Below are 13,610 nucleotides of genomic sequence, written 5' to 3' on the forward strand. Positions count from 1 at the left end.
GATCTGGGCTGCAAATGGTGCGGTCGTCGACATTGCCGCCGTTCGGTCAGGGCGTCAGGCTGGCCAAAGGTGCGCGACGACGTGCTGTGCCACGGCCCCGGCTTGCGAACACCTACCCGCTCTACTCGACTGCGACTGGCGCCGGCACGCGGCAGATCGGCACGTTCTGGACATGCCGGACCTGACCTCGGATCGGCGAAGCCGCTCGCCTGGGCACGCGGAGCCGCGGGTCACGGCCATGGGAGTGACGGTGGCGGCGTGCCCGGGGGAACCGTCCACACCGAGCCGTACGTGAGGCTGACCCACGGGTCGCCGTCCGGCGTGGCCGGGGTGGTGACGACTGGTGCCACGACGGGCTGGTAACTGTGCGACTCCCAGGCGAGATACCACGCTTCGGCGCGGGGCCGAGGCATCGGCAGCACTCCCAGGGCGGCCTGGTTCAGGCCCGGCCGCGCGTTCGCGAACCAGCGCACGGGGATGGCGAGGCGGGCGACGAGGGCGTTGTGGATGTCGGATTTCCGGTTGCGGATTTCGGTGATCGCGCCGGCGTCGGGAACGGCCACCAAGGGGCCTCCGCCGATGCGGCTCGTCGGGCCGAACGGCGTGGCACGCAGGCCGTTCAACACGTGTTCCAGTTCCCAGGCGGCGACTCGCAGGCCGATGATCTTGTCGGTCGACGCAGTGAGCTCGGCGGTCATCGTCCGGCGGCGCGCCCGGTGGTCGGTGTCGTCGGGGTCCGGGAAGAACAGCCATGGCACCAGAGCGTCGTAAGCACGCAGGTATCCGTAGTCGGCCATGATGTCGACGAGCCCGAGTTCGCTGTGGGCGGCGCCGAGCCCCAGCAGCTGGACCGATGGTTCCACCACGTACACCGGGGCCCGCCAGCCACCCACGGGCTGCTGTGTGCCGGGGTCGCGGGCGTACCGCTCGAACGTCTCGATGGCCGCGTCGAGGAACTGGGCGTCCCGGGCCAGTGAAGTCCGGGCGTCGATGCGCGGGATGCCCGCGGTGGCGAAGTCCTCGTCGGCCGGGATGAGCCTGTTGTTGGGCTGCAGGACGATGACGGCGCGTGCGCCCGCCTCCACGGCGGCTCCGATGGGCACCGGGTCGCGGACTGAGCCGTCGACGTAGTGGTCGGTTCCCAGCTGGACCGGTGGCCCCAGGAGCGGGACGGTGACGGACGCGAGGACGAGCTGGCCGAGCGGCACGTTCGCCACGATGTTCCCCAGCACCGGCAGATCGCTGAGGGCTCCGCCGTCGGTGCCGTAGCGGGCCCGGCCGAGTTCGAGGCCGGTGAGGGGAATCCGGATCTTGCGGCCGCTGGAAGCCACTCGTCCCGCGGCGCCGGACAGGGCCGTGGTCACGAGGTTCCGCAGCTTCGTGTTGTCGAAGATCGACGGCTGGGTGGCCAGCGCCGTCGCCGTTTGCTGCTTCAGGCTGTCCAGGTAAGCGGTGACGGCGAACTTCGCCGCCGCGTACAGGATGGCCACGATCGGCACGTAGCTGAGGGCGGTCTGGCCGGCCTCTTTCAGCGCGGCGGAGATGGTCGAGCCGAGCACATCCGCCGCCTTGTCCGCGGCCACGCCGGCGGCCGTCGCGACCCAGGACTCGATGAGCCTCGGGTCGCTCGGGCGGCTGGGCACCAGGAACGCTCGGTGGAGGTCCAGTGCCCCGAGGGTGAGCACTTCCGCGCGGTTCTCCGCCTGCCACGTGGCGTTGTCGAGCGCCGCGAAGTCGCCACCCGGTACGAAAAGTGCCGGGTTCGGGACATACCACGCGTCGTGCCCGGTGCAGGCGTCCCAGAAGGTGCGGAGGCTGGTGGGCGCGGGGAAGTCGGCCGCGGCACAGACAGCGGACAGCGCTCCGAGGCCGCTGCCGGCGCACACGGTGGGCGGCTGAAGCGGCATGGCTCCCAGAGCCTCGATCGCGCCGAGGTGGAAGGACGATTTCGCGCCCGCGCCGACGAAGACCAGCCCGGGAGCCGGCGAGTAGCCGAGCTCGATCGAGGCGGACGAGGAGCCGCAGGCGTTACTGGCGGTGAGTGTCATCGTGACGTGCCAGGGAACGAGCCCGAACGCGGCGGGAAGCGTGACGAACCCGGATGTCGCGCTCGCGGTGAACCAGGAGGGAAGCGATGGCGTGACGGCGAACGGCGAGTTGCCGGTCGACGAGAACGACACCTTGGCGGAGGTGGCGTTGACGATCGACCAGGTCACCAGCAACGACTGGCCCGGCCGGACTTCTTGCGGCGACGAAGCGCCGCGGTCCGTGCGGAACATCGCGATGCGGGGCGTGCCACCGACGAACCGGTTGCTGCCGTCCGGTGCGCAGACGGCCTCGGCGCGGTCGCCTCCGCGCGCAGCCAGGCCTTCCAGCTTGGCCCCCGCGGCGATGCCGGCCGCCCCGAAGCACATCGTCAGGACCCCCGCGAGATCGGAGAGCGCGGTGACCGGGGAGCCTGCGGACCCGCCCTCGGGCACCTTCAGCACACTGACGCAGCACTCACCCACACCGGCGGGGACGATCACATCGAAGCCGGTCGGCCCCCAGGAACCCCCGACCACCGTGGCGGGCGTCGACCGGAACACGACCACGGCATCCACCGGCTCGGCAGTGCCGAACCCGGAGCCGGACACATGGATGGTGTCACCGGCACAGGCGCCTTGCGGAGCCAGCGATCGAATCGTCATGCCAGGGTAGGGCTCCGTCCTGCGCAGGCCGGCTCCGGCCATCGAGAGCTCGTTGAGCGCGTTCGAAAGCCCGCCGAAGCATTCGATCCGGCGCAGCTTGTCGAGGGGAATCCGATCGTCGCCGAGTGGGGGCGGGAACAGCATCGTGCCGCCTGGATCCAGCGGATCGCCCGGGGAAGGCCAGGTGAGGTCGGGCCGAGGTGTCCAGGGCGAGCCCACCAGCGCCGCGCGGAAGGCCTGCGACGCCGGATCGCCGCCGACGACCAGCCGGGTCGCGGCCGCGATCTCGCCGTCTCGCGTGTCGCCGCCCGCCAGGAGGGCGACGGCCACCGCGGAGATCCCGCGCGACGCCGCCGCCGAGACCAGCCCGCCGAAGACGCGGGCGTCGCCGCCGTAGCCACGTTCGGGCACGGTTTCGACATAACCGGCCAGCAGCCGGCGAACTGCGTCACGCCCGCGAGCGAGGTCCTCGGTGCGCTGCCAGTCCTCCAGGTCGAGGCCGCCGACGACGCGGTCCAGCTGCCGCAGTGATCCTGCGAAGTCGCGTAAGGAACTCACCAGCTCGACGTTGCGGCCGAGGAAATCATCCGCTGCCGACTCGCTCATTCCTGGCCTCCTGGGATCCGGGTTGCGGCGGATTTACTGTAGGAGATTGCTGCACAATATCCACCATTCGCGGACTTTCACCCGGGCTGATCCAGATCGACCAGGAAATACTGGTGGCTGTCATCGCGGCACGCTTCCTGGGACGCTTCGGTCTGCGCGGCGGTGTCGCGGGTGCCGACGCAAAGGCCGGTGCCGGCTCGGTGCAGGCGGTAGGCGTCCGTACCGGTGACCCGCTCGATGCGGAACAGCTGGCCGCCTTTGTCGGCGGAGCATTCCTCCTGGGGTTCGAGGAGATCCTTGGCCGGACCGTTGTCCAGGGCGGTGAGGCAGCCCATGACCTTGCTTCGCGGGTGTTCCCACTTGATGTGGGTCAGGTCGTTGCCGATGGGTTGGATGAACGTCCGTGGTCCGCCCGTCTCCGCACAAGGGCGCTGGACGGCGACGGCCGAGCGGTACCGGCCGGTGTGATCACGGCCTTCGGTCAGGCACAGGCCCGGCGCGCCCAACGGGCGGATGCGTGCCCAGCTGCCGGCCGAACGCACCGGGAGCACCTCGGCCCGGCCGGTCGGGGCGCTGGGCTGGGCCGCGGTCGCGGGCTTGTCCTTGAGGTCGATGACCAGCAGGACCCCGACCGCGACCAGGGCGGCGACAGCGAGCGCCGCCAAGGCGACCACCCAGGGCACCAGGCGGCGCTTCGCGGTGCCAGCAGGGGAAGAAGCGGCGGCATCGACGGGCTGCACTTCCGACAGCCGTTCGTGCGCCCGCAGCCACTCGGGTAGCTGTTCTTCGGCGCCGCACGCCCGGACGAACGCGGCCAACCGGTCCGGGCGCGGCAGCGTGGAACGCCGCAGGAGATCCGCGATGGTGCTGCGCGCCAGGGCATCGCCGTTGCGGGTCGCCTCTTCCTCCAGCTGCCGAAGCGTGCGCCCGGACCGGTCCTTGAGTCTTCGCAGCAGCACCACGAAGTCCGCTGGGTCACCGGCGGTGGATGGTTGGACAGTATCCGACTCCATCTCGGTACCGATACCGCGCTCGCACACCGAGGACAACCGCCGACCGGGGCTGTCCGGCCGGGTTTCGGACAAAGCCCGCGACCAGCGAGGACGGTTTCCGGTTGTCCGGGACAGCGGTTTCCCCTTGTCCCGGCGTAGCGGCCTCGGGCACGGTTGCCTCCGGGCACGGCAGCCATCCGCAGGCCACGCCGCGGGAACGGTTGTCAGGTATTCGCGTTGTCTTCGTCACCGAGCCGGCCGCTGCCCAGTTGATTTGTTCCGCATGCACACGAGGGGGAAAAATCGATCATGAAACACGTTCGCAGACCCGTCGTCCGGCTGTGGCCGGCGCTGGGGACAGTCGTCGCGGTGGTCGCGACATTGCTCGTGCCCGCCGCGCCCGCGTTCGCCGGCAAGGAGGTTCGCGGCACGGCGAACCCGACAGCGATCAAGGACAGCTACATCGTGGTGTACAACCGCACGGCCCTTTCCGGTCGTGGCGTCGACGCGGTAACTGGTGATCTGGCGGCGAAGTACGGCGCCAAGGTGGATCACGTCTACCGGCACGCGTTGCAAGGCTTCGCCGGAGCGCTGAGCGAGAAGGCCGCCCAGCAGCTCGCGGCCGAACCGACGGTCGCGTACGTGCAGCAGAACGGCCGGGTGCGCAAGACCGGCACCCAGCCCGGCCCGCCGTCCTGGGGCTTGGACCGGATCGACCAGCGCGACTTGCCGCTGGACAACAGCTACACGTACCCGAACACCGCCTCGAATGTGACCGCGTACGTCATCGACACCGGCATCCGCGTCACCCACCGGGACTTCGGCGGCCGTGCGTCGTGGGGGACCAACACCACCGGCGACGGCATCGACAGCGACTGCAACGGCCACGGCACGCACGTCGCGGGCACGATCGGCGGCGCGTCCTACGGCGTGGCCAAGGACGTGCGGCTGGTGGCGGTCAAGGTGCTCGACTGTGACGGGAGCGGCTCGTTCGCCGGCGTCGCGGCCGGGATCGACTGGGTCACCGGCCACCACGCCTCGGGCCCGGCGGTGGCGAACATGAGCCTCGGCGCGCCTGGTTCGGACGACGTGACCGAGGACGCGGTTCGCGGGTCGATCGCCGACGGCGTGACCTACGCGATCGCCGCCGGGAACGAGGACGACGACGCGTGCGGCTACACACCGGCCAGGGTCGCCGAGGCGATCACGGTCGACGCGTCGGACAGCGCCGACACGCGGGCCTGGTTCTCCAACTACGGAGCGTGCACCGACCTCTTCGCGCCCGGCGTGGACATCACCTCGGCATGGAACGGCAGCGACTCGGACAGCAACACGATCAGCGGGACGTCGATGGCCACACCGCACGTCACCGGCGGCGCGGCGCTGCTGCTGGGCACCAACCCGGCGCTGAGCCCCGCGCAGGTGGCCGACGCGATGATCACCAACGCGACCCCCGGCAAGATCACCGATCCCGGAACGGACTCGCCGAACCGGCTGTTGAACGTCACAGCCGCCGGGGTGCCGGGGGCACCGGTCGTCACCAACCCGGGCAACCGAACCGGCGCTGTGGGAGCGCAGGTGAGCTTGCAGTTGTCGGCCACCGGTGGCACCTCGCCCTACACCTGGTCCGCCACGGGCCTGCCGGGCGGGCTGTCGATCGCCCCGTCGACGGGCGTCATCTCCGGCACGCTGACCACCGCGGGAGGATTCACGGTCACAGCGACCGCCACGGACGACGGTGGGCGGGCCGGCAGCACGTCGTTCACCTGGACGGTCACCCCGCCGGGCGGGTGTGCCGGCGGGCAGAAGCTGGTCAACCCGGGCTTCGAAAGCGGCAGCACCGGGTGGTCCAACGCGACTTACACGGTCGGCCAGTGGTCCGGTGTCAACGCGGCGCGGTCGGGCAGCTGGTCGGCCTGGCTGGGTGGCTACGGCACCGACGTCACGGAGACGCTGGAGCAGACCGTGACCATTCCCGCCGGGTGTGCGAACTCCGTGCTGTCGCTGTACTTGAAGATCCACACCGGTGAGGTCGGGAGCACGCCGTACGACCGCTTCACCGTCCGGATCGGTTCGACGGTGCTCGCGACCTACAGCAACGCCAATGCTTCCGGCTACACGGTCCGGTCGTTCGACGTCGGTGCGTTCGCCGGACGGACCGTGACCGTCAGTTTCACCAGTTCCGAGGACGCGACAGTGCAGACGTCGTTCGTCCTCGACGACCTGTCGCTCACGGCCGCTTGATCCGAAGGTGGGGCCCACCATGAACTTCCGCTCCCGTGTGTGCGTCATTCTGCTGGCAGCAGGCATAGTGCTGCCCGGTTCCCCCTGGGTGGCAGGTGTGCGGGCGGCCGTGCCCGCGCCGGACGCGCTCACGGTGAGCGGGAGCTCGCTGCCCACGACTCCGGTTCCGCCGGATCCCGCCGCAGCGGCGGTGTCCGGGGACGCTGCCGCCGTGACCTGGCCTCGCGCCGGCGACGGCTCCGTGCGGGCCACCGGATCCGAGGCGCGGGTGGAGGTGCTCGACCGGAACGCGTCGCGTGCCGCCGGACTCACCGGAGTGGTGCTGCGCATCACCGGAAGGCCCGGAAAATCCACGATAGACGTCGACTACGCGAAGTTCCATTCGTTGGCGGGTGCGAACTTCGGGTCCCGGCTGCAGCTGGTACGACTGCCCGGCTGCGCCTTGTCCGGCCCGAAGTGCACTGAGCCCGCGCACCCGGTGCCGACCCGGAACCTGGTTGCCAAGAGGCGATTGACCGCCGAGGTGGAGATCACCGGTCAGCCCGCCTTGTTCGCGGTGACAGCCGCGGCAGAGGGCAGCACCGGGTCGTTCGCCGCCAGCAAGCTGTCGCCGTCCGCCACCTGGCAGGCGGGCGTGTCGTCGGGCGATTTCCAATGGTCCTACCCATTGCAGGCACCGCCGGCGCCGGGACCCGCGCCGAAGCTGGAGATCGAGTACTCGGCAGGGTCGGTCGACGGCCGGATGGGCTCGTCCAACAACCAGCCCTCCTGGGTGGGTGAGGGCTTCGACCTGTCCACCGGCTACATCGAGCGGTCCTACCGGACCTGCAAGGACGACGGCGGCTCCACCGGCGTAACCGACCTGTGCTGGGTGTCGGACAACGCCACCGTGTCGTTCGACGGGGTGGGTGGCGCGCTGGTGCGCGACGACGCGACCGGTTCGTGGCGACCGAAGCACGACAGCGGGTGGAAGACGGAGCACCTCACCGGCGCGGCCAACGGCGACAACGACGGCGAGTACTGGAAGCTGACCTCACCGGACGGCACCCAGTACTTCTTCGGGCTCAACCGGCCGGCCGGCTGGTCGGCGGGCAAGCCCGAGACGAACTCGGCGTGGACGGTCCCGGTGTTCGGCAACCAGTCCGGGGAACCGTGCTACAACAGCACGGCGACCGCGGCCTGGTGCCAGCAGGCCTATCGGTGGAACCTCGACTATGTGGTCGACCGGCACGGCGACGCGATGTCGGTGTGGTACGTCAAAGAGACCAACAACTACGGCCGGTGGAACGGCAGCCCCTACTTCGGGCAGACCACGCCGTACGTCCGGGGCGGCTATCCGGCCCGGATCGACTACGGCCAGCGCGACGGCACGGTGTACGCGACGACACCCGGCGCGCGGGTGACCTTCACGGTGGCCGACCGGTGCCGCACCGCCGGCGCCGGGTGCACGTCCGCGTCGGAGAACTGGTCGAACTGGCCGGACGTGCCCTGGGACGAGAGCTGTGACAGTTCCTGCACGTACTACTGGACGCCCACTTTCTGGACGAGCAAACGCCTCGCGTCGGTGACCACCCAGGTCCGGTCGGGCAGCACTTTGTCCGATGTGGACACCTGGGTGATGAGGCAGTCCTACCCGGACCCGTATCCGGCCAGCGAGCCGTGGGGCGAGGACAACGACGCCGCCCGTTCGCTTTGGCTCAACGGGATCACGCGGACCGGCTTGTCGGGCGGGACGCAGACGCTGCCCGAGGTGACGTTCTCCGGTGTGGCGTTGAAGAACCGGCACAACGGCAACGAGGACTTCCCGTCGTTGTACAAGTGGCGGGTCGGCGCGATCAACACCGAGAGCGGCGGCCGGACGGAGGTCGCCTACTCGGCGGCATCCTGCGGTGGGGAGCCGTACATCACCCCCGACCAGACGACGAGCCGGTGCTACCCGCGCGGGGACATGCCCGCGCCCTACGGCGGGCCGGACGTCTTCTACAAGTACGTCGTCAACCGGGTGACCGAGGCCGACCTCGTGGGCGGGGCACCGCCGAAGCTCACCGACTACGAGTACGTCGGCGGGGCCGCGTGGCACTACGACGACTCGGACACCACGCCCGACGCCGACCGGACGTGGAACCAGTGGCGTGGGTACGGGAAGGTGCGTGTCCGCACTGGTCAGGCCGGCGACCAGACCCTCACCGAGCAGCTGTTCCTGCGGGGCATGGACGGCGACCGCCTGTCCGGCGGCGCGCGCCGCGACATCTGGGTGACCGACTCCCGAGGCGGCAAGGTCGAGGACCAGCCCGCCCTCGGCGGCCTGACCAGGGAGACCACCATCTACAACGGATCGGGTGGCCCGATGGTGACCACCACCGTCAACGAGCCGTATCTCAGCGCGCCGCTGGCCACGCGGGCGCGTGCGGGCCTCGATCCACTGCAGGCGTTCCAGTCCGACATCGGCACGATCCGCAAGTTCACGACCTTGTCCGGGGGCGGGCAGCGGGTCACCGAGCAAAGGCGGTCGTTCGACGCGCAAGGGCGTGTCCGTCAAGTCGACGACCTGGGTGATGTCGCCACGCCGGCCGACGACACGTGCGCCAGGACGACCTACGCGACCAGCACGACCCGGTACCTGATGAACCTGCCGGCCCGGCAGGAGAAGGTCGGTGTGGCGTGTTCGGCGAACGCCAGGTATCCCGACGATCTCGTGTCCGACGAACGCCTCTTCTACGACGGATCCACCCAGGGCGGCGTCGTGCCCGGCGCGGGCGACACGACCAGGCAGGACAAAGTGTCCTCGTGGAGCCTGATCGGCCAGGTGTACGCCACCAACGTCCGGGCGAGCTACGACGAGCACGGCCGGGTGACCGAAGTCTTCGACGCAGCGGGCAACCGCACCGCCACGGCGTACACCCCGGCCACCGGGCCGGTCACGCAAACGACCCGGACGAACGGCCTGGGCCAGGTGGAGACGACCGTCGTCGATCCCGCGCGGGGGCAGCCGATTTCGCGGAGCGACGTGGGATCGCGGCGAACGGAATACGCCTACGACCCGCTCGGCCGGGTGACGTGCGTATGGGCGCCCGGCCGTCCCAAGACCACCTGTGACGCCGCCACCGTCCGGTACGGCTACCAGGTGCGGGCCACCGCGCCGAACGTCGTGACGACCAGCACCCTGATGCCCGACGGCAGCCAGTCGACCTCCTACACCCTGCTGGACGGTTTGCTGCGGCAGCGGCAGACCCAGGAGCCGTCACCCGCGGGCGGCCGGATCGTCACCGACACCCTGTACGACGCGCACGGACGTGTCCGTGCGACCGATGACGGCTACCACAACACCGGCACACCAGGAGACACCCTGCTGGTCGTGGCCGACGATGCCGTGCCCGCGCAGACCTCCGTCCAGTACGACGGGGCAGGCCGGGAGACCGCCAAGATCCTCCGGTCACTGGGTGCCGAACAGTGGCGCACGACCACGACTTACGGCGGCGACACAGTGACCGTCGACCCACCGGACGGCGACACGACCACCACGAAGGTGTTCGACGCGCACGACCGGGTCGTCGAGTCGCGTCGGTACAACGGGAACGCGTTCGACACGACCCGCTACGGCTACACCGACGCCGGACAACTGTCCACCGTGACCGATCCCGCCGGGAACACCTGGCGCTACTACTACGATCTCCGCGGCCGGAAGTACCGCACGGACGACCCCGATGCCGGCACGGTCACCTACACGTTCGACGACGACGATCGGCTGGTGTCCACAACGGACGCCCGTGGCCGGAAGGTCGACTACGGCTACGACGCCATCGGCCGCAAGACCTCCGCGCGCACCGGTACGACCACGCTCGCGGAATGGAGTTACGACAGCGCGCCGAACGGCGTGGGCAAGCCCGCGAAGGCCACCAGGTTCACCGGCGGGAACGCGTATGTGACCGAGATCCTCGGTTATGACGCTGCCGGAAACCCCACCGGTACGGCGGTCACGATCCCGGCCGCGGAGGGGAGTCTCGCGGGCCGGTACGAGAATTCCTTGACGTACCTGCCCAGCGGCCAGGTCGACACGGTCCGGCTGCCGTCGCGCGTGGGATCGGGGACGACCGGCGGTCTGGCGGACGAGACGCTGACGTACGGCTACAGCACGCTGGGCCTGACCAGCACCCTCCGCGGCGCCACGACCTACGTCGACGCGACGGCCTACACGTCGCTGGCCGAGCCACAGCAGTATGCCTACGGCACGGCTGGATCCCAGGTGCGCCAGGCATTCCGCTATGAAACGGCGACCCGCAGGCTCACCGGTACCACGACCTCCCGCGCGGATGCGTCGGTGGTGAGCGACCGCGGCTACACCTACGATCCGGCGGGCAACGTGCTCTCGGTCTCCGACGCGCCTTCGGGCGACAAGCAGTGCTTCCGCTACGACCACCTGCGGCGGCTCACCGAGGCCTGGACCCCTCAGGCGGGGTGCGACGCCGCCCCGAGCACCACCGCGCTCGGCGGGCCGGCGCCGTACTGGTACGGCTACACCTACGACGTGGCCGGCAACCGGCAGTCCGAGAAGCGGCACGCGGCGGGCGGTGACACGACGGTCGCCTACACGTATCCCTCGTCGGGTGCGCCCCGGCCGCACGCCGTGCTCGGCACGACCACCACCGAGCCGGCCGGTTCGCACACCGACAACTATTCCTATGACGCGTCGGGGAACACGTCCGGCCGCCCGGGGCAAGCCTTGACGTGGGACGACGAAGGACATCTCGCCGCCGCGGGCGAGACCTCCTTTGTCACCGACGCGGACGGGAACCGGCTGCTCCGGCGTGACCCGAACGCCACCACCCTGTACCTCGACGGCACCGAACTGCGGCTGGACAAGGCGTCCGGCACGGTGACCGGGACACGGTACTACCGGTTCGGGGCCTCGGTGATCGCCGCCCGCACCCCGGCCGGGCTGGCGTGGCTGATCTCCGACCACGTCGGCACGGCCGACATCGCGATCAACGCCACTTCGCTCGCCGTGACGACCCGCCGGTATCTTCCGTTCGGTGCGCCGCGGGGCAGCGCACCGGCGTCCTGGCCCGACGAGCGGGGCTTCGTCGGCGGGACAGCGGATGCCTCGGTCGGCCTGGTCCACCTGGGAGCCCGGGAGTACGACCCGGCGCTGGGCCGGTTCCTGTCCGTCGACCCGGTCAGCAACGTCAACGATCCCCAGCAGCTCAACGGTTACTCCTACGCCGAGGACAACCCGGAGACGTTCTCGGATCCCGACGGGCGCAAGACCCGCAAGCAGCTGGAGCAGGAAAAGGTGACAGAGCTGAAGAAGCTCAGCAGGAGCTTCGACGACCCCGATGGGATCGCCGACATCCTGTCCAAGCTCGTCGACCTGTTGAAGAAGGACCCGTACAGCAGCGAGGTCCGCAAGCTGCTGAACACGATCGGCTCCATAATCAACACGGAGATCGACGACATCGCCCACGAACTCGGCGGTTCGTCGCTCAGCGCCGAGGCCAAGAAGAGCCTGAAAGACCGGATCGACAACGTCGCCGCGGTGATCACGGCGCTCGGTGAACTCGTGCAGACCGTGCTGGGCAAGAAGTTCGAGGAATGGCGGGCCAAGCAGAACGTTGGTGTTTCCCTGGGCGCCAAGGGAGAAGCGGCGGCCGCGGATGCGAATTGCCAGAAGACCGATGGGCGGTTCCTTGTCTGCGGCGGTGCGAAGTGGACGTTCAAAGACCGGTCGTACACCCACGGCAACGTGTTCTTGACCAAGACGCCCACCAAAGACGCGGTGAAGAACAAACTGGTGCTGGCGCACGAGATCCGGCATGCCACCCAGTGGGCGTTGTTCGGCGCAATCTGGTTCGGCGGCCTGTACAACAAGATGGATGCCTTGTCCAAGAAGGCTTTCAGTGTCCTGGGGCCACGCAAACAAGCCGGCATGACCTGCACCGACCCCGGCGCCTGTTACAACCCGTTCGAGATCGACGCGAACCTGTTCAACGGAGGCTATTTCCGATGAGGTCCATTGTGGTCCTGGCCGTTGTCCTTGCGTTCCTGGGGTTCGGCTCAGGGGCGGCAGTTCCGGCGTACGCCGACCAAGTGCGGATCCAGTGTGCCGGGACACCGGCCGACGACGAGCGGATCAACAGCGCGATCGCGGCGAGCTCGGCCGGTGACGAGATCGTCTTCCAAGGACAGTGCGTCATCGACGGCACGATCCGGCTGGCCGGCGAACGCACCTACCGCGGGTTGTCCCGCGCGGGCACGGTGATCCGGCAGGCGGACGGCGCGAACCTGCCGGCCATGCTCGCCAGCGACTCCTACCTGGACAACGTGCCGTACACGGGTCTCCCGGTCAGCATTCAGTCCCTGTCCCTGGACGGCAACCGGGACGCGAACCCACGCGGGCAGGACGTGCTGGTGCTGCGGTCCTGGCAGTCGGTCGTCCAGGACGTCGAGATCCTGGGAGCGCCCCGCGACGCCATCCGCCTGACCAACCTCTCGGCGAATGGCACCCCACTGGACAACACGCAGGTCAACGGCCGGATCAGCGGCAACCACATCGCCGGCTCGGTCGCTCGTGGGATCTTCGTGGAGGACACCCGCAACTCGGTGACCGACTGGCAGCTGACCGACAACTGGATCGCCGACTCCGGCACCGACGGCATCGGGATGGACAACGCCGCCGGCTGGATCATCGAACGCAACCACCTGTACGGCAACGGCAGGGCCGCGATCGCGGCGGAACGGCTGTTCGGCAGCACCGTCTCGGACAACTTCATCGAGGACTTCACCAGCACCGGCCTGCAGGTCTCGCTCCAGGGCGAAGCCGCGTCCACGATCGCGGACAACCGGATCTTCCGGTCCAACGGCGGTGCCGGCACGTTCCTGGCCCTCCGGGTCAATTACGGCACGGGCAACGTCGTGGTCACCGGTAACGCCGTCCGCGGCAACGGAACCGGCATCGGGCTGGACTACCAGCTGGGTGCCGGCACCGGCTGCACGGTCAGCTCTACCGGCAACCTTGTCACCGGGGTCGCCACCCCGCGCCGGGCCGCCACCGGCGTAACCGTCACCGCCGGGGTCTGACTCC

General features: G+C 69.6%; 5 protein-coding genes. 3 read left to right on the forward strand and 2 right to left on the reverse strand.

Features of this window, described 5'->3' with window-relative positions; all coding sequences use genetic code 11:
• Positions 1 to 230 precede the first annotated feature (230 nt).
• Positions 231 to 3,296: a patatin-like phospholipase family protein gene (locus AB0G28_RS19875; RefSeq protein WP_361090501.1), complete on the reverse strand. Its 3,066-nt coding sequence runs from the start codon at positions 3,294 to 3,296 to the stop codon at positions 231 to 233.
• A gap of 77 nt (positions 3,297 to 3,373) precedes the next feature.
• A complete protein-coding gene (locus AB0G28_RS19880) occupies positions 3,374 to 4,255 on the reverse strand; it encodes an XRE family transcriptional regulator (protein ID WP_361090504.1) in 882 nt (293 codons plus the stop codon).
• A gap of 342 nt (positions 4,256 to 4,597) precedes the next feature.
• Between AB0G28_RS19880 and AB0G28_RS19885 the strand changes: the two genes are divergently transcribed.
• The 3 genes from AB0G28_RS19885 to AB0G28_RS19895 all read left to right on the forward strand — a co-directional run bounded on the left by AB0G28_RS19885 (position 4,598) and on the right by AB0G28_RS19895 (position 13,606).
• The gene (locus tag AB0G28_RS19885; protein WP_361090507.1) at positions 4,598 to 6,532 is read left to right on the forward strand and encodes a S8 family peptidase; all 1,935 of its coding nucleotides are present in this window, start codon (positions 4,598 to 4,600) and stop codon (positions 6,530 to 6,532) included.
• A gap of 211 nt (positions 6,533 to 6,743) precedes the next feature.
• The gene (locus AB0G28_RS19890) at positions 6,744 to 12,536 is read left to right on the forward strand and encodes an RHS repeat-associated core domain-containing protein (RefSeq protein ID WP_361090510.1); all 5,793 of its coding nucleotides are present in this window, start codon (positions 6,744 to 6,746) and stop codon (positions 12,534 to 12,536) included.
• Positions 12,533 to 13,606, forward strand: a complete 1,074-nt coding sequence (locus AB0G28_RS19895) for a right-handed parallel beta-helix repeat-containing protein (protein ID WP_361090513.1) — start codon at positions 12,533 to 12,535, stop codon at positions 13,604 to 13,606. The genes AB0G28_RS19890 and AB0G28_RS19895 overlap by 4 nt, the downstream gene beginning before the upstream one ends.
• The last annotated feature ends 4 nt before the right edge of the window (positions 13,607 to 13,610 follow it).

The sequence above is a fragment of the Amycolatopsis sp. NPDC021455 genome, assembly GCF_040640995.1.
Taxonomy (GTDB): Bacteria; Actinomycetota; Actinomycetes; order Mycobacteriales; family Pseudonocardiaceae; genus Amycolatopsis.